The following is a 17,819-nucleotide window of genomic DNA, read 5'->3' on the forward strand; positions in this document are numbered from 1 at the left end:
CGACCCTAGAGTGGCGACCGTGCCCGAGACGTCGGAGCAGCGCACCACGGACGCCGGTCTCCGGGCCGACGTCCTGGCCCGCGCCCGCGCGGCCTACCGGGCGGGCGACCTGCTGGACGCCTGGGCGGACTGCCTGCGGCTCGCTGCCCTCAGCCGGGAGGCCGACGACGCCGCGGGGCTCGCCGACGCGGCGACCGTCCTGCGCAGCACGCCCGACCCGGTCCTGAACGGCCGGGTGCACGCCCTGGCCGCCGAGGCCCTGGCCCGGCTGGGCGGCCGCGACCCCGTCCGCTCCGCCCGGCTGCGCGCCCAGCTGGTGGCCACGGCCGACCCCTTCCTGCGCGAGGACCCCGACGCGGACGGCGACGACGGAGCGCCGGGGGCCGACGCCGAGGGCGCCTTCCTGGCGCTCCAGGCCCGGCACGCGGAGCTGCTCGGGGTCGCGCACCTTGACGAGCGGCTGGCGCTGGGCCGGTCGGGGATCGCCCTCGGCCGACGGACGGGCGTCGCGGAGTACGCGCTCTGGGGGCGGCGCTGGCGGATGGACGTGCACGCCGTCCGGGGGAACCGCGTCGACCTGCTCGCCGAGCTCGCCGCCGCGGCGCGGACCGCCGAACGGCTGGGCAGCCGGACCTGGACGGCGCACCTGCAGCTCACCGAGGCGGCGCAGCGGCTCTGGGACGGCCGCTTCGACGAGGCGGTGGCCCGCGCCGACGCCGCGCTCCAGACCTCGGGCGGGGCCGGCGACGTCCGGCACCTCCACCTCGTGATGGTCGCGGCGGCGGCGCAGCTGACCGGGGGTCCCGCGCTCGACGCGGCGACGGGTGCCGTCGCCGACGCCGTCGACGGGCTGCCCTACTTCGCCCGCGCCTGGCTGTGCTCGCTGCTCTGCGCCGCGGACCGGCGGGAGGAGGGTGCCGCGCTCTGGCGCTCGATCGCCCCGCACGTGCAGGAGATGCCGGAACGGGCCCCGGAGTGGCTGATCGCCACCGTCAGCCACGCCGAGATCTGCGTCTGGCTGGGGGACACGGCGACGGCGGCCGTCCTGCGCGACCTGCTGGCGCCCTGGTCCGACCTGGAAGCCAGCGCCTACGCCAGCACCCCCTACACCGGACCCGTCAGCTACGCGCTGGGCCGGCTCGCCGTGCTGCTGGGCGAGGTCGAGGAGGGCCGTCGGCTGCTGCTCGACGCGCTCGCGCGGACCGAGCGGCTGCACGCGCTGCCGTACCTGGCGCTCACCCACGCCGCCCTCGCCCGCCTCGACGGCGCGGCCACCCGGTCCGGCCGGGCTCACGCCGAGACGGGGCTGCGGTTCGCGCGACGGCTCGGGATGGCGCCGTTGGTGGACGAGCTGACCGCGCTGGTCGAGGCCGCCGAGCCCCGCGCGGGCCGGCTGAGCACCCGTGAGCGCGAGGTCGCGGCCCTGGTCGCCGAGGGTCTCAGCAACGCGACGATCGCCGGCCGGCTCGGGGTGTCGGAGCGGACCGTCGAGAGCCACGTCAGCCACGTGCTCACCAAGCTCGACTCGCGCTCCCGGGCGGCCGTCGCCGCCTGGTGGACGCGGCAGGAGCCGCGCCGGGGCTGACGCGTCGCACGCTGCCACCGGCCGGGCGGACCGGTCAGACGTCGGCGCGGCCCTGGGCCCGGTGGCGTCCGACCGGTCAGGACGGCCGGGCCACCCGCCAGGCCCAGAGCACCAGCGGGACCTGCAGCGGCAGCCGGGCCAGGGTCATCGCCCGCCCCTTCGGCGAGCGGGCCCGGCTCGCCATGTGGAGGTTGCCCGGGAAGACGGCGACGAACAGCGCCGCGGTGGCGGCCCCGCCGAACCGGCGGGTCCGGGGCAGCGCGAGCAGGGCGGCGCAGCCCAGCTCGGCGACGCCCGAGGCCAGCTCCCAGGCCAGCCGGCTGCCGGGCAGCCAGCCGGGCACGGCCGGGTCGAAGCGGTGCGGGTCGACGAGGTGGATCGCGCCGGTCGTCGTCAGCAGGGCGGCCAGGCCGAGGGCGGTGCGGTCGGTCCGGCGGGGTGTCGTCACCCGCCCAGCCTGCCGCACCCGGCGGCGGACCGATCCCCGGGCGTGGCCGGAATACTTCGGGACCGGGATGAGGAGAACGCCTGCGGACCGTCCGCCGCCGTGCTTATCCTCGAGTCATCGACGCCCTCCTGCTCGGGGGAGAAGAGTGGCGGCCCGCGGTGACGACTCCCCGGTCCGTCCCTGCTGGCTTGCGTCCCTGGCTGGTCCGCGCCGGCCTGGTCGTCGCCGGTGCGGTCGCCGGACTCGGTCTGCTCACCACCCCCGCGCACGCCGACGGCGGGCTCGACGGCCTCGCCGACACCGTCACCGGGGCGGTCCGCACCACCACGTCGGAGGCCAGCCGGACCACCGCCCGCACCGTCGAGGCGGTGCCGGCCCAGGCGCAGAAGGTGGCGGCCCGGCCGACCCGCACGGTCACCGCGCCGGTGCAGCGGACCGTCCGCCGCGTCGTCGAGGCCCCCGCGCGGCTGGCGTCGCGACCGCCGACCCCTGCGCGCAGCACCCCGGCGACACCGGCGCCGAAGCCGCGCGCTCCCCAGTCGCGCCCGACGAGGGCACCGGTCACCAAGGCCCACGTCGCGAAGGCGCCCGTCGCCAAGGCCCACGTCGCGAAGGCACCGGTCACCCGGGCGACGCCCGTCCGGACGGTCCGCGCCGCGAAGCCCGCCGACGTCACCCGCACGGTGACGACGAAGGCCGTCGCCCCGGTGGTCCGGCGGGCGGTGGAGCCCGTGCGGCCGGTGGCCGACCTCGTCGCCCGGGTCACCCGCACACCCGTCGTCGACGGCGCCGTCGAGGCGCTCCCGCTCGCCCCCGTGGTCAGCACGGTCGACCAGCTCACCGCCGACCTGTCGGCGACGGTCGACCGGCTGCCCGTGGTCCCGGAGGTCCTGGGCACGGTCGACGACGTCGTCCGTCCCGTCCTGGACCCGGTGCTGACGCCGGTGACCACGCTCCCGCCCCTCGTCGGACCGGTGCTGCCGCCGGCGCTCGGCCCGGTGCGGCCACCGGTCCTGACGCCGGGCGTCCCCCGGCCCGGGGTCACCACGCCCCTCGTCCCGGCCGTCGGCCGAGCGCCGTCATCCGACCAGGCCGCGGCAGCGCGCGACGCCGACCCCGCTCCCGTGACGGTGGCCCGGACGGCTGCGGCCCCGGCATTCCGTCCGAACACCCCCGTGGCCCGGACCGCCCTGCTGGGCTCGGCCGTCCCGGTCCTCGCGGCGGCGGCCGACACGGTCACCCGCACCCTCGTCGCGGACGACGCCTCCCAGCGGGGCGCCGTCGTCGGGCTCAGCCTGGTGACCGGCGGCCTGGCGGCCGGCGCGGCGACCGCGGCGGCCACCGGCACCGCGACCGGCCTGGGGGGCGGCGTCTCCCTGCTCGCCCTGCTCGACGGCGGCCTCGCCGCCCTGGCCGGCGCTGCCGCGCGCCGGACCCTGCGGACCGGACGGCTGCGGGCCTGGAGCCTGCCGCGCCTCCCCGGCTTCGCCCCCGACTGACCTCTCCTCACTCCCCCGGCGCTGCCCCGCCTCCTGGCGGGCGCAGCGAGCGACCTGAGCCCGTGCTCGGCCGCACCGGACGCCTGGCCACCCGCCGGCGTCCGCTCCCCCTCATCGAGTGAGACCCAGAGAGAAGATCCCCCATGAACGCATGGTTCGTCCGGCTGCTCGGAGGAGCAGCCCTCACCGTCACCGCCCTCGCCGCCGGCGCCGGCGCCGCCCAGGCGGAGGAGCACGACACCGGCCTGCTCGACGTCGAGGCCGTCGTCAAGACCGTCACCGGCGCGTCCGCCGAGCCCCGGGGCGAGGCCCGGTCCCGCCCCCTGAAGATCAGCGCCGACGTCCGTGTCGGCCGGTCCGCCACTCCCCGTCCGCAGCAGTCGCGGCCGGTCAGCCGGCCCAGTACCCCGGCGGCACGTACCGCTCCCGCGCGTCCGGCCCCGGTGCGCGTCGCCGTCGCGGTCCGGCCGCAGCAGCCGCGGGCGGTCGTCAAGGCCGCCGCACCGGCGGTGCGCGCGAAGGTCGCGGTCGGCACCCGGAGCTCCACCCGGGCCACCACCCCGCGGACGCCGGTCCGCCCGGCGGTCAAGGCCACGGTCAAGGCCGAGGTCGACCGGCCCCGGGCGACCCGCCCGACGCCCGCGCCGGAGCCCCGGACGACGAAGCCGTCCGTCCGGGCGGCGGCGGACGTCGAGGTCGCCCCCGTCGCGGCGCCCCGGCGCCTGCTGGCCGCGGCCGACGTCGACGCCCGGGTGCTCGACCTGCCGGTCGACGTCTGCGTCCGGCTGAACACCGACGGCTGCACCGGCGGCACGACGGCCGGCGGCAGGGGCGTCCGGGACGTGCTGCCCGTCCTGCCCCGCGCGGTCGTCGACGCCGACGCGGAGGTCCTCGACCTCCCCGTCAGCGCCTGCGTCCTGCTCAACGCCACCGGCTGCACCAGCGGCAGCACCGACGGCAGCCCGACCGGCCCGACGCTGCCGACCCTCCCCGGTGCGGTCGTCGACGCCGGTGCCGAGGTCCTCGACCTCCCCGTCAGCGCCTGCGTCCTGCTCAACGCCGCCGGCTGCACCGGCGGCAGCACCGACGCCGTCCCGACCGTCCCGGTCCTGCCGGGCGTCGGGGTCGACGTGGACGTCGACGTGCCCGGGGTGACCGACGGCTCGGTCTGCCTCCGCGTGAACGGTGGTGACTGCGGCGCCGTGACCGACGGCGGGACCGACCCCGACGGCGGCACCGACCCGGGCACCGGGACTGACCCGGGGACCGGCACCGACCCGGGCACCGGCACCGGCCCCGACGACGGCACCGACGACGGCACGACGCCGGGCGACGGGTCCGACCCGCGGCCGGTCGCCGGCGCCGACTCAGCCCCGACCACGGTCACCGCGGTCGCCGCCGACCTCACCACGGCTCCCCAGCAGGTCGTCCCCGCCAGCACCACGGCCGCCGCGACGGCGTCGGCGGGTCCGGCGTCGAGCAGCTCCCAGCTCGCGCACACCGGTGCGGGCCCGTGGCTGCTGGCGCTGGCCCTCTGGGGCCTGCTGTTCACGGTGGCCGGGGGGACGCTGCTCCGCCGCCGCCGCTGAGCCGCCCCGTCCTCGGGGGACCAGCCCGCTCGGGATGGCTGGTCCCCTGACTACCTGACGTTGCTGCGTCGTGCCGCGTGCTCGCGGCACGACGGAGCAACGTCCTCGCCGGTCCGGCTCAGCGCGCGGGGCCGGCGGTGAGCCCACCGGTGGCGAGCGCGAGGGTCCGCTCGGCGAGGTCGCTGATCCGGGAGTTGTCGAAGCCGAACAGCGCGGAGCGGGTCCGGTCGTGCAGCGGCTCCACCAGTCGGGCCGGCAGCCCGGCGGTGCCGCCGAGGATCCCGGCGACCGAGCCGACGGTCGCGCCGTTGGAGTCGGTGTCCCAGCCGCTCATCACGGTCTTGCCGAGGGCCGCCATGTAGTCGCCCTCGCCCCAGAGCAGGCCGGCCACCACGACGGCGGCGTTGTTGATGGTGTGCACCCAGCTGTAGTGGCCGTACGACCGGCGGATCTGCTCCAGGGCGGCCTCCCAGGTGAGCCCGTCCGCGTGCAGGCGCAGGACGTGGCCGATCGCCTCGGCCAGCCGGGACCGCGGGGGCACGACCCCCAGCGCGACCGTGATCGCCTCGCGAGCCGAGCTCGCGGTGAAGGCGGCGGAGACCAGGGCGGCGGCCCACATCTCCCCGTAGATCCCGTTGCCGACGTGGGACAGGGCCGCGTCCTGGTAGGACAGGGCGGCGGCGGCCCAGGGGTCGCCCGGGAAGACGTAGCCGAAGACGTCGCCGCGGATCTGCGCACCGATCCACTCGCGGTAGGGGTTGCGGTGGGTCGCCACGTCCGGCGGGCGGAGGCCGTTCGTCAGGTTGACGTAGGCCGCCCGCTCGGCGGTGTACACCTGCTTCAGCGGGAACAGCATCGTCCAGGCCTCGCCGACGTGCTCCGGACGCAGCGAGGTCCCCCAGGTCTCGAGCAGGTGCAGCGCGAGGATCGGGTAGTCGATGTCGTCGTCGCGGGCCGAGCCGTCGACGTTGCCGCGCGTGGTGTCGGGCCAGTTGTCCCGCAGCTCGAACCCGGCCGGCATCGGGTCCAGCACCGGGACGTAGTCGTCGAGCGGGTAGGCGCCAGCACGCTCCAGGTAGTCCCGGATGTGCTCGACGGTCCAGTGGGAGCCCATCTCGACCGGCTTGCCCACGTTGCAGCCGGCGATCCGGCCGAGCCACGCGGCGTGCACCTGGTCCGTCAGTCGGGCGGGCGGCGCGGCGGAGCCAGCGGGGACCCTCTCCAGGCTGGCGCGGATCGCCGCCAGGCCGTCGGGCTCCTCGTACGCCCAGTCTCGCCGCCGCTCGAGGGTGGTCATGCCGTCGACGAGGGCCAGCACGGCCTCCCGGTCGTCCGGGTCGGTGGCGTTGGCCTGCTCGACCACCGCGTCGACGTCGTAGCCGCTCTCGCGGCGTTGGAGGACCTCGTCGTGGAGCAGGTCGGTGGGTCGCAGGGCGTCGAAGCCGCTGTTCCGGTACGCCTCCCCGAGCTCGGGGCTGGCGCTGCGGGTGTCGCTGGGCATGCAGGTCTCCTGGACGACGAGCCGGGTGGGCAGCACGATCGTCCACCGCGGGAGCCGTGGCTGTGAAGGGGTCGGCGGCCGCCGACGGTCCTGGGGCGCGCGACTGTGCGCTCATGTGGCTCGACCACCCCCGCCGGGAACCCTCAGCGCACAGTCGCCCTCAGGGGACCAGGGCCAGCTTCCCGCCGGGGTGCCCGCTGCTGAGCAGCTCGAGCGCCTCCCGGGCCTGGTCGAACGGGAAGGTCCGGGCCACCGGGACGACGAGGTCGCCGGAAGCGGCCAGGGCGACCAGCCGGGCGCGGGCCGCGTCCCGGAAGGCCCGGCTGGCCGGCATCGCCCCGCCGATCATCGGGAAGCCCTCCCGCTCGGCGCGGTCCCGGGCGGCGATGGTGACGACCCGGGCGCGGTCGGCCACCAGGGCGAGGGAGACGTCGACGGCCTCGTCCGTGCCGACGGCGTCGAGGGCGGCGGCGACCCCGTGCGGGGCGAGCGCCCGCACCCGCTCGGCCAGGCCGTCGCCGTAGCGGACCGGCTCGCCGCCGAACCGGCGGACGACGTCGTCGCGGCCCGGGCCGCAGGTGCCGACCACCCGGGCCCCGAGCAGCCGCGCCTGCTGCAGGACGCTGACGCCGACCGCCCCCGAGGCGCCGTGCAGCAGCACCGTCTCGCCCGGCGCGACCGTGGTGACGTGCAGCATCTCGGCCGCCGTCGCCCCGGCCAGCAGCAGGTTGGCGGCCTCCGGGAAGCCGAGCGACGCGGGCTTGGCGAAGACGTCCCGCGCGGGCACGGTGAGCGCCGTGGCGTAGCCGCCCACGACCCGGAACGCCAGCACCTCGTCACCCACGGCTCCGCCGCCCGAGGCCAGGGTCGTGCCCGGTCCGAGCGCGCTGACCACGCCGGCCACCTCGTAGCCCACGGGGACGGGCAGCAGGCTCCGGTCCGTGCCGGCGGCCACGTGCTTGTGGTCGGCCGGGTTCATCCCGGCCGCGCGCACCTCGATCGTCACCTCGCCGGGGCCGGGGGGTGGGACGTCCACCTCCACCGCCCGGAACACGTCGAGCCCGCCGAAGTCCGTCGCCACCCACCGCCGCGCCATGCGTCCCATTGAACGCCCGACCGCGGGAGCCGGTCAGACCAGGTGGCGCAGCAGGCCCGGCAGTCGACGCAGCCGCGGGTCGGCCTCGAACCGCACCAGGTCGGCTCCCGCCCGGCCGGCGTCGGGCAGGTCGGCGAACCAGGGTGGGGTCGTGCGGCTCCGGATGCTGCCGCGCAGCACCGCCTTCTCGAGGCCGCCGAGCATGAAGGTGTTGTGCACCCAGCCCAGCCCGCTCTGCACGTCCTGCAGCGTGGCGCTCGGGTGCCCGCCCCAGGGCAGCGAGACCAGCGCGTAGTTGACGGCCGGCCAGTGGTTGACCGCGACGTTGCCGTAGCGGAGGTCGAGGACCGCGCGGTCGAGGGCGCGGGCCACCGCCGGGTCCTGCTGCAGTGCCGGCGGGACGACGAGCTCCGCGCTGAGGGTGCCCCACAGGGTGTCGTTGCAGAAGGTCGTGGCGTCGGCCAGGAAGGTGACCGGGTCCGTGCCGCCCAGGGCCGTCTCGGACAGCACGGCGCAGAAGGGCTCGGTGCGGAACAGCGGGTCGTCGGCGCCCGCGTCGAGACCGCGGACCAGCGTCCACGGCAGCCGGCCGCCGACCCGCTCGCCCACGGTCTGCACGTCCCGGCCGCCGGTCAGCGCGTCGTAGCGGTCGGCCGCGCCCGGGTAGTAGGCCAGCCTGGTCGGGATGGCCCGCAGGTAGCCGGTCAGCAGGGCGAGGAACTTCTCGCGCTGCGGCCAGCCCGCCGCGGTGACGAGCACCTTCGCGGAGATGCAGTTGAACGAGGCGTTGTTCGCCACCATCGTGGCCAGGTAGCGGGCCTGGAAGGCCAGCTCCGGGTCGCTGTAGCGGTGCGGCACGACGACCACCGGGGTGACGTTGCCGAGCTCGGAGGTGATCGGGACCCGCAGCACCGGGTCGTCGGCGGCCCGCCGGCGGTCCTGGTCCGCGCCGGGCGGCCCCCAGACCAGCGCGTCGTGCGTGCGGGCCGACCCGGTCAGGTGCACGGCGTCGACGCCCGGATGCTCCGCCAGGTGGCGGCCCTCGTCGGCGCCGCCGTAGACGACGCGCAGGTAGCCGCCGCTGACCAGGGGCTCCAGGGCCTGCTCGAGGAGCGGGCCCACCCACTCGTTGACCGGGTTGATCTTGAGCAGGCAGACCTGGCCCTCGTTGAACAGCTTCGTCAGCACGTCCATGGCCGGGATGCTCGACGCGTTGCCCGCGCCCAGGACGAGGCAGACGCCGCCGTCGGGGTCGGTCTCGGCGTAGAAGGGCGCCTGGAGCCGGCGGGCCTCGTCGACGTCGACGCCCTCCTGCAGCAGCACGTGCGCCGTCGTGCCCGCGTAGAGCAGCCGGTCCGCCCGGCTGACCGGGAAGACGTCCACCTCCACCCGGCCGTCCTCCCGCAGCCGGTGGCCCGTGCCGAGCGGCGGCCGCCCGTCGCGCGCCACGACGTCGAGGGCGTCGGCCAGCAGGCGCAGGTGCCGGACCACGGGCAGCGGACCGGCCAGCCACTCCTCGGCCGCCGTCGGGGGCAGGTCCTTCGCCTCCAGCCCGCGGGCCGACCACGCGGCGGCGACGGCGACGACGCGCGGGAGGCAGGCGCGCACCAGGTCGGCCTTGGCGCCGGGGGCGAGGCGGGCGAAGGGGCGGGCCCGCTCCTGCAGCTCGGCCACCGCCCGGTCGAGGTCGGCGGCCGGGGTCGCCCGGGTGCTCGCGACGGGCGCGCTCATGCTCAGCTGGGCCATCCCTCACCGTAGGAGCGCCGGGCACGGCGGGCAAGCCCCGGTCGGACCGCCGGTCCCGTGCACCAGCGTGCGGATCGACGAGGTGACTGCACCACGCCGGTTCACACGATCTGCGTCTTCCCAAGCCCGTCGCCGGTGCGGCACGATCGACCCGTCGCCGAGGCCCGGGGGGGAACTGTCGTGGAGCTGTCGTCTGCCGTCGTCGAGCTGGGTCGGGGTCCGTTGACGGCCGGGGCGGCCGCCCCCGTGACCGCACCTCCGCCCACCACCGCCCCAGCGGGCGCGACCCCGTCCGAGACGTCCGGACCGCCGGTCGCCTCGGGCGGACCGGCCGCGGCCGACGCCGGCTGGTCGCCGCTGTTCGGCTCACCCGCGCTGCCCGGGGACCTCGTCGCGGTCGCGGTGTCCGGGCCGGACGTCTACGTCGGGGGCAACTTCATCTACGGCATGGCCGGGATGGCGAACGACAGCCACCTGCGGATCGCCCACTGGGACGGCCACGGCTGGCACCCGCTGGGCGCCGGGCTGGACGGGGCGGTGCGCGCGATCGCCGTCGTCGGCACCGACGTCTACGTCGGTGGCGACTTCACCGTGGCCGGCGGGACGGTCGTCAGCCCGCACCTGGCGCGCTGGGACGGCCGGGCCTGGTCCGCGGTCCCGGGCAGCCCCACCGACCCCGACCGCAGCTACGGCACCACCGTCCGCGCGCTGGCCAGCGACGGGACCACGCTCTACGTCGGCGGGACCTTCACCCGGGCCGGGGACGTCGACTGCCACAGCCTGGCGGCGCTCGACCTCGCCACCGGCCGCTGGTCCGAGCCCGGTGGCGGGGTCCGCTCCAGCTACTCCACCGAGCCGTCCGAGGTGCGAGCCCTGGCGCTGCGCGGGACGGAGCTGTTCGTGGGCGGCTCCTTCGACCGGGCCGGCCAGACGGAGGTCTCCTCGTTCGCCTCCCTGGACCCGGCCAGCGGGACCTGGACCGCGTACGGCACCGGCGTCCGGGACGACGACCTGCAGGGGTTCGTCAACGCGCTCGCCGTCGACGACGCGACCGGCGCGGTCCACCTCGGCGGCCGCTTCACCCGGGCGGGCGACGTGCACGCCTGGAACCTGGCCGTGCTGGGCGCGGACGGCTTCGCCTCGCTCGGCGACGTCGGCTCCTACGGCGGCTCCAACGCCGAGGTCGCCGCGCTCGCCGTCACCGGCAGCGGCCTCTACCTGGGCGGGTCCTTCACCACCGTCGGCAACGCCGCGACCCAGCACCTCGCGGTCTGGGACGGCACCGCCTGGGCGGGCGTCGGCGACGGCGTCGACAACGTCGTCCGCGCGCTGGCCGCCACCCCGGACGGCGGCGTCGTCGTCCTCGGCGACTTCGTCTTCTCCGGCGCGCTGCGGGTGGTGCACGGCGCCGTCTGGTCGGGGACCGGGTGGCGGACGTTCGGCCAGGGCGTCAACGCCGACCCCTACGGGGGCGGCACGGTCGCCGCGCTCGTGCCGGACGGCGACGCCGTCTACGTCGGCGGCCTGTTCGACCAGGCCGGCCAGCTGCCCGTCCGCTCGGTCGCGCGCTGGGACGGGCAGGGCTGGGACGCCCTGGCCGGCGGGGTGACGGCCACGATCAGCCACGGCCAGGTGTTCGCGATGACCTCCCTCGGCGGCGACCTCTACGCGACCGGCGCGTTCCAGACCGCGGGCGGCAGGGTGATGAACAACATCGCCCGCTGGGACGGCTCGGCGTGGCTCCCGCTGGGCGACGGCCTCGACGACGCCGGGTACGCGCTGACGGTGCTCGGCGGGAAGCTCTACGTCGGCGGGACGTTCAACCTCGCCGGCCGGGTGCGGGCGGACCACCTGGCCTGCTGGGACCCGGCGACGTCGTCCTGGTCGGCGGTCGGGAACAGCCCCCGCTACGACGACGAGGTCCGGGCGCTGGCGGCGATCGACGACCGCTACCTGGTGGTCGGCGGCACCTTCCAGCGCTTCTTCGACCAGAACACGACCGTCGTGGACGGCCTGTGGGGGATGGTCCTCTTCGACACCGCCGCGGAGCACACCGACGACCTGCTCACCGGCTACCGGCTGCTGGAGGGCACGAGCCGCTACGGCGGACCCGGCTGGGTGCACGCGCTGCACGTCCTCGGCGGCGACCTCTACGTCGGCGGCTGGTTCGACGTCGCCGGCATCATGGCGCTGGGCGACCAGCCCTCGCCCGGCTTCCCCGCCGCGAACCTCGCCGTCTGGCACTTCGCCGGGGACGGCTCGTGGGAGACCTGCGGCGGCGGGACGGACCACCAGGTGACGGCGCTGACCACCACGGCCGGCGTCCTCGGCGTGGGCGGCTGGTTCAGCCGGGCCGGCGCCGTCCCCGCGGCGCGGGTCGCCACCTTCGACCCGGCGGCCCGGAGCTGGAGCGTGCTCGGCAGCGGGTTGAGCGACGGGGAGCGCGGCGCCAGCTGGGCGCTGGCCCTCGCCCCCAGCGGGTCCGACGGACTCTGGGTCGGCGGCCAGTTCCCGGTCGCCGGCGGGGCGCCGAGCGACAACCTGGCGCAGTGGACGGGCAGCTAGGCGTCCCCCCGGGCGGGGACTCGGACACTGCCCGCACAGTTCCGAGTGGTCCTGCCGCGGACGGCGGGCCAGCGGGAGGGTGGGGCTCATGTCCTCCCTGTCGAGTCCTGCCCGCGGACGGCTGATCCTGGCGGTCCTGCTCGCTCTCACCACGGCCCTGCTGCTGGTCGCCCCACCGGCCACCGGGGCCCCGCCGGCACCCCGAGCGGGGCGGGCCTGGGAGGTGGAACGGACCGCCGGCGGCTGGACGGTGACCTGGCGGGCCGACGGACCGGTCCCGGTGCGCGACGACGTGCCCGTGCTGCTGGCGGACGGCCGCCGGGTGGGCGTGGCCCGCGCCGCGGCCGGCGGGCGCACCTACACCGCGACCACCACCGACGCGCGGGTGCGGCTGGCGACGTCGGTGACCCTGGGCTGGGCCAGCGACGGGGGCGCCGCGGCCGGTCGCCGGGCCGCGGGGGCGGGGGCAGGCGGCTGGGGCGCCCCGACCGGGCCGGTGCTGGCCGACGACCCAGCGGCGACCGGGCGCTACGCCGTGCGCACCCGCGACTACGACCTCGGCGACCGGGCCCTGGCGCTGGCCGCGCTGGGCGGGAAGAAGACCGAGCTGCGGGGACGGGTGTACCTGCCCGTGGGCGCGTCCGGGAGGCGCCCGGTCGTGCTGTTCCTGCACGGGATGCACAGCGCCTGCTACGGCGGGCGGTTCGGTCCTGACCTCAGCGTGTGGCCGTGCCCGCGGGGCGAGAAGCCGGTGCCGAACCACCTCGGCTACGCGGCGATGGCGCGCTCCCTGGCGAGCCGCGGCTACGTCGTCGCCTCCCTCAGCGCCAACGGCGTCAACGTCTACAGCAACGCCGACCTCGACGCGGGCCAGCGGGCGCGCGGGGAGCTGGTGCTGGCGTCGCTGGACCTGGTCCGCCGCGGCGGCGGGGGCAGCGGCGCGCTGGCGTTCCTCCGCGGCCGCGTCGACCTGAACCGCGTCGGGCTGATGGGGCACTCGCGCGGCGGCGAGGGCGTGGCCCGGGCCGCGCTGATGAACACCCAGCGCGCGAAGCCGTACGGCATCGTCGGGCTGTTCCTCATCGCCCCCACCGACTTCGCCCGGCTGACCGTGCCCGGGGTCTCGACCGGGGTCCTGCTGCCCTACTGCGACGGCGACGTCGCCGACCTGCAGGGCCAGCACTACCTGGACGACACCCGCCGCGCGGCCGGTGGCGACCGCAGCGTCAAGACCGGCGTGCTGATGCTGGGGGCCAACCACAACTACTTCAACACCGAGTGGTCGCCGGGCTCGGTCTCCGAGGGCACGGACGACTCCCAGCCCGACGACCCGGCGTCGCCGTGCGACGCCCGGCACCCGGACCGGCTGACGGCGGCGGAGCAGCGGGCCGCCGGCCGCGCCTACCTGACCGGCTTCTTCCGCACCGCCGTCGGCCGCGAGACCCGCTTCCTGCCGCTCTTCGACGGCACCGGCGCCCGGGCGAGGTCCGCCGGCCGGGCCGTGGTCCGGACCACCTACACCGCGCCCGCGCCCGACCGGGTCGAGGTGGCCCCGCTCAACCGGGTGCTGCCCGTCGGGCTGACGGCGTCGGGCGGCGCCCGGCTCACCCTGTGCGCGGGGCTGCAGCCGGTCAACCCCGAGCCGGGCGAGGTGCCCGACCCGGTGCCGACGACGGCGCGCGGGCGGGCGGCCTGCAGTCGCGAGCTGCTGACGGCGTCGTCCTGGTCGGCGTCCCCGCTGGTCGGGAACCCGCCCGGGACCACCGTCGGCCACCTGCGCTGGACGGCGACAGGTGCAGTCCGGCTCCCGCTGGCCGCCGGCCGCCGGGACGTCCGCCGCGCCGACGCGCTCCGCCTGCTGGCGGCCCCTGATCCGGGCGTCGCCGGCACCCAGGACCTGACGGTCCGGGTGGTCGACGGCCGCGGCCGGTCGGTCCGGGTCCGGGTGGGCGCTGTGAGCGACGCCCTGAAGCCGCTGCCGGGTGCCGGGCGCGACCTGCCCCGGACGGAGCTGCGGACCGTGCGGGTCCCGGTCGGGAAGCTCCGCGGCCTGGACCTGCGCGACGTCCGCGCGGTCGAGCTGGTCACCGACCGGAAGCCACGGGGGGCGGTCTACGTCAGCGACGTGGCCTTCACCCGCTCGACCCGCGGGACGTCGAAGCCCGTGCGGCTGCCGTCGCTGCGGCTGGTCGGAGCCCCCCGGGTCGCGGAGGGCCCCACCGGCGTCACGACGGCCGCCCGGTTCACCGCGGTGCTGTCCCGGGCCAGCGACCGCGACGTGACGGTCGAGTGGAGCGCGTTCCGCGACAGCGGGGAGCTCATCCCGCCGCCCGCCGAGTCGGTCGTCATCCCCCGCCGGACCGGCCGGGTGCGGATCCCGGCCGGCACCACGAAGCTCACCGTCAGGGTCCCGGTGCTCGGCAACGACCGGGACGGCTTCAACCAGGTCGCGCTGGCGGGCCTGTCGTCCCCCGCGGGCGCGGTGCTCGGGGCGAACACCGGCCAGGCGACCGTCCTCGACGACGACCCGGCCCCGACGCTCCGGGTCGGCGCCGCGACCGCCGACGAGGGCGCCGGCGTGCTGCGGTTCCCGCTGACCCTGTCGGCGGCGAGCGACGCGGGCGTCGCGGTCGACGCGGTGGTCCTGCCCGGGACGGCGGTGCGCGGGTCCGACTGGCAGGTCGAGGGCGAGCCCGGCGAGCCGGCCCGGACCTTCGGCTTCGTCGACGTCGGCCGCGCGACGGGGGTGATCGAGGTGCCCCTGGTCGACGACCGGGTCGCCGAGCCGACCGAGACGTTCCGGCTGCAGCTCGGGGAGGTGTTCAACGCCACCGTGGTCGGGCCGCGGGCGGTGGCCGGGACGATCCGGGACGACGACTGAGGGCCGGCCCCTCGCGCCGGCGAGATCGAGTGCGCGCTGCAGCAGGTTCGACGGGGCTCGGACCTGCTGGAGCGCGCCCTGGGCGTCTGGTTGGACGTTCTCGGAAATTTGTCAGGAGCACAAGATAGCGTTCTCGGTGTCAGCACGACCGACCCGAGGAGGTCCTCATGGACGTTCGCACCAGCACCCAGCGCCGGTGGCTCCGCAGCCACCTCTCCACCCTGCTCGCCACCATCACGGGCGAGCCCGTCACCGCCGACGGCGACGGCGACTTCCCCGTCCGCGGCCTGACGTCGCAGGCGTGGGTGCGGCCCCGGACGGGCGACCCCTGGGGCGTCCAGGTCTTCGCCACCGCCGCCCGCGACGTCCCCGCTCGCGTCGCCGTCCTCCGGGAGATCAACGAGCAGAACGCGGCCCACCTGGGCACCCGCGTCTACTGGGTCGAGGGGCTGGTGGTGGTCGACTGCTTCGTGTTCGCCGACGCCGTGACCGAGGAGACCCTGACGGCGGTGGTCGGCCGGGTGCTGCACCTGGCCGACAGCATCGGCCCGGTGCTCACCGCACTGCACGGTGGAACCACCTTCCACAGCGCCAGCAGCGCGTCCGCCGCCTGATCCCGGTGAGCTACACCTCGGCGTTCCCGCCGGTCTACGTCACCGTCGACGTCGTGCTGCTCACCCTCCGCGCAGACCGCCTGCACGTGCTGATGGTGGAGCGCGGTTCCGAGCCCTGGCGGGGGTGGCTGGCTCTGCCAGGCGGGTTCGTCCGCCAGGACGAGGACCTGCCCGAGGCCGCCCGGCGGGAGCTCCGCGAGGAGACCGGGCTGGCCGTCGAGCCCGTCCATCTCGAGCAGCTGGGTACCTTCGGTCGGCCGGACCGCGACCCGCGGGCACGCACGGTCGCGGTCGCCCACCTGGCCGTCCTGCCCGCCCTGCCCGAGCCCGTGGCCGGCACCGACGCCGCCGGGGCCAGCTGGCAGCCGGTCGAGGCGGTGCTCGACCGCGAGCTGCCCTTCGACCACCACGACATCCTGCTCGCCGGGGTCGAACGGGCCCGGGGCAAGCTCGAGTACACAACGCTGGCCACGGCGTTCGCCGGCCCGACCTTCACCATCGCCGAGCTGCGGCACGTCTACGAGACGGTCTGGGGACGGCCGCTGGACCCGGGCAACTTCCACCGCAAGGTCGTCGGTGCACCCGGGTTCGTCGAGCGGGCGCCCGGCGAGCGCAGCAGCGGCCGCGGCCGTCCGGCCGCGGTCTACCGCGCCGGGACCGCCACCCTGCTCAACCCGCCCCTGTGGCGCGGCGAGCCCGCCACGCCCCCGTCCCCGCTCGCCGACCGAGAGGCCACGCCATGACGCACTTCTCCCCAGGATCGTCCCTGACCGCCGCCCAGTCCGACCGGGCCGTCGGCGTCCTGCTCGCCCTGGCGTGCGGCGACGCCCTCGGCGCCGGCTACGAGTTCGGCCCGCCGCTGGCCGCCGACGTCGAGATCCAGATGCACGGCGGCGGCTCGTTCGGCTGGGCGCCCGGGGAGTGGACCGACGACACCTCGATGGCCGTGGCCCTCGCCGAGGTGAGCGCTGCCGGCGCCGATCTCCGCTCGTCCGCCGCCCAGGACCGCGTCGCCAGGCGCTGGGTCGGCTGGGGTCGCGAGGCGAAGGACGTCGGCGTCCAGACCCGCGCGGTCTTCACGGCGGCGTCCGCCGGCCGGTCCGGTCCACCGTCGGCCGCCGACCTGCGCGCCGCCGCGCAGGAGCTGCACCGGCGAACCGGGCGCACGGGTGGGAACGGCTCGCTGATGCGGACGGCGCCCGTCGCCCTGGCCTTCCTGCACGACGCCGACGCCCTCGTCGAGGCCGCCATGGCGCTGAGCGCCCTCACCCACGCCGATCCCGAGGCGGGCGAGGCCTGCGTGCTGTGGTGCCTGGCCATCCGACATGCGGTCGTGCACGGCACCGTCGACGGGCTGCGCCTCGGCCTGGACCGGCTGCCGGCGGAGCGTCGAGCGGCGTGGGCCGAGCGGCTGGACGTGGCGGAGGAGCGTGAGCCGTCGTCGTTCGCGCACAACGGCTGGGTCGTCGAGGCGCTGCAGGGGGCCTGGTCGGCGATCAGCCGGACGCCGGTGCCGAAGGGGTCTGACGGCAGCCTGCAGCCCGCCGACCACCTGCGGCTCTCCCTGGAAGCCGCCGTGCGCGGCGGCCGGGACACCGACACCGTGGCGGCGATCGCCGGCGCTTGCCTCGGGGCCACCTGGGGCGCATCCGCCGTGCCGTCGGCCTGGCGTCGCCTCCTGCACGGCTGGCCGGGACTGCGAGCCCGCGACCTGGTCCGGCTCGGCGTCCTCAGCGCCCAGCAGGGGCGGCCCGACCGCGCCGGCTGGCCGAGCGACGCCGTGGTCGACTACGGGCGCTGGGCCGAGCGGCACGTGCTCGTGCGGCACCCGCACGACCCGCAGGTCTGGCTGAGCGGCGTCGGCGCGCTCGAGCGGCTGCCGGCCGGTGTCGACGCGGTCGTCTCCCTGTGCCGGCTGGGTGCCGACGAGGTGCCGGCCACCGGAGTTGCTGCAGGCGACCACGTCGAGATCTGGCTCATCGACTCCTCCGACCCGGCCAAGAACCCGCACCTCACCTTCGTGCTGCACGACGCCGCAGCCGCCGTCCGGCAGCTGCGGTCCGAGGGCAGGACCGTGCTGTTGCACTGCGTCCAGGCGCAGAGCCGGACCCCGACCGTCGCGGCCCTGTACGGGGCGCTGCTGACCGGGCGGCCCGCAGCGGACTGCCTGGACGACGTGCTGCGGGTGCTGCCGCGGGCGCACCCCAACGCGGCGCTGCGGCAGGCGCTGGAGGATCACTGAACAGGTGGCGGTAAGCGGCCGGCCGGGGAGCGAGGACCGGGAGTCAGCTGGAA

12 protein-coding genes are annotated in these 17,819 nt (G+C 76.9%); 8 read left to right on the forward strand and 4 right to left on the reverse strand.

The window, feature by feature from the left end; all coding sequences use genetic code 11:
- The first annotated feature begins 19 nt into the window (after positions 1 to 19).
- Positions 20 to 1,585, forward strand: a complete 1,566-nt coding sequence (locus tag BLT72_RS23190) for a helix-turn-helix domain-containing protein (protein ID WP_157720566.1) — start codon at positions 20 to 22, stop codon at positions 1,583 to 1,585.
- 76 nt (positions 1,586 to 1,661) lie between these two features.
- Here BLT72_RS23190 and BLT72_RS18895 read toward each other — a convergent pair whose 3' ends face one another.
- On the reverse strand, positions 1,662 to 2,033 hold the full coding sequence (locus BLT72_RS18895; RefSeq protein WP_091414825.1) for a DoxX family protein: 372 nt from the start codon (positions 2,031 to 2,033) through the stop codon (positions 1,662 to 1,664).
- A gap of 188 nt (positions 2,034 to 2,221) precedes the next feature.
- Here BLT72_RS18895 and BLT72_RS18900 point away from each other — a divergent pair, with 188 nt between their 5' ends.
- A complete protein-coding gene (locus tag BLT72_RS18900) occupies positions 2,222 to 3,532 on the forward strand; it encodes a hypothetical protein (protein ID WP_091414827.1) in 1,311 nt (436 codons plus the stop codon).
- Positions 3,533 to 3,675: 143 nt separating this feature from the next.
- The gene (locus BLT72_RS23380; RefSeq protein WP_157720567.1) at positions 3,676 to 5,121 is read left to right on the forward strand and encodes a hypothetical protein; all 1,446 of its coding nucleotides are present in this window, start codon (positions 3,676 to 3,678) and stop codon (positions 5,119 to 5,121) included.
- Positions 5,122 to 5,239: 118 nt separating this feature from the next.
- On the opposite strand, the gene BLT72_RS18910 is transcribed toward BLT72_RS23380, so the two are convergent.
- From BLT72_RS18910 to BLT72_RS18920, 3 genes are all read right to left on the reverse strand, one after another.
- Positions 5,240 to 6,622 (reverse strand): ADP-ribosylglycohydrolase family protein, encoded by a 1,383-nt coding sequence (locus BLT72_RS18910; protein ID WP_197677095.1) that lies wholly within the window; start codon positions 6,620 to 6,622, stop codon positions 5,240 to 5,242.
- A 160-nt stretch (positions 6,623 to 6,782) separates the two neighbouring features.
- Positions 6,783 to 7,718: a quinone oxidoreductase family protein gene (locus BLT72_RS18915; RefSeq protein WP_091414828.1), complete on the reverse strand. Its 936-nt coding sequence runs from the start codon at positions 7,716 to 7,718 to the stop codon at positions 6,783 to 6,785.
- A gap of 33 nt (positions 7,719 to 7,751) precedes the next feature.
- Positions 7,752 to 9,464, reverse strand: a complete 1,713-nt coding sequence (locus BLT72_RS18920; protein ID WP_091414830.1) for an aldehyde dehydrogenase family protein — start codon at positions 9,462 to 9,464, stop codon at positions 7,752 to 7,754.
- 180 nt (positions 9,465 to 9,644) lie between these two features.
- Here BLT72_RS18920 and BLT72_RS18925 point away from each other — a divergent pair, with 180 nt between their 5' ends.
- From BLT72_RS18925 to BLT72_RS18945, 5 genes are all read left to right on the forward strand, one after another.
- The gene (locus BLT72_RS18925; RefSeq protein ID WP_091414833.1) at positions 9,645 to 12,029 is read left to right on the forward strand and encodes a Kelch repeat-containing protein; all 2,385 of its coding nucleotides are present in this window, start codon (positions 9,645 to 9,647) and stop codon (positions 12,027 to 12,029) included.
- Between the two features lie 88 nt (positions 12,030 to 12,117).
- Positions 12,118 to 14,910, forward strand: coding sequence for a hypothetical protein (locus BLT72_RS18930; RefSeq protein ID WP_091414835.1), 2,793 nt, complete (start codon positions 12,118 to 12,120; stop codon positions 14,908 to 14,910).
- A gap of 167 nt (positions 14,911 to 15,077) precedes the next feature.
- Positions 15,078 to 15,524, forward strand: coding sequence for a T3SS (YopN, CesT) and YbjN peptide-binding chaperone 1 (locus BLT72_RS18935; protein WP_091414837.1), 447 nt, complete (start codon positions 15,078 to 15,080; stop codon positions 15,522 to 15,524).
- A gap of 5 nt (positions 15,525 to 15,529) precedes the next feature.
- Complete coding sequence (locus tag BLT72_RS18940; RefSeq protein ID WP_231930154.1) at positions 15,530 to 16,267, forward strand: NUDIX hydrolase; 738 nt, start codon at positions 15,530 to 15,532, stop codon at positions 16,265 to 16,267.
- The gene (locus BLT72_RS18945; protein WP_091414839.1) at positions 16,264 to 17,766 is read left to right on the forward strand and encodes an ADP-ribosylglycohydrolase family protein; all 1,503 of its coding nucleotides are present in this window, start codon (positions 16,264 to 16,266) and stop codon (positions 17,764 to 17,766) included. Before BLT72_RS18940 ends, BLT72_RS18945 begins: the two co-directional genes overlap by 4 nt.
- Positions 17,767 to 17,819 lie beyond the last annotated feature (53 nt).

The sequence above is a fragment of the Friedmanniella luteola genome (assembly GCF_900105065.1).
GTDB classification, from domain to species: domain Bacteria; phylum Actinomycetota; class Actinomycetes; order Propionibacteriales; family Propionibacteriaceae; genus Microlunatus; species Microlunatus luteolus.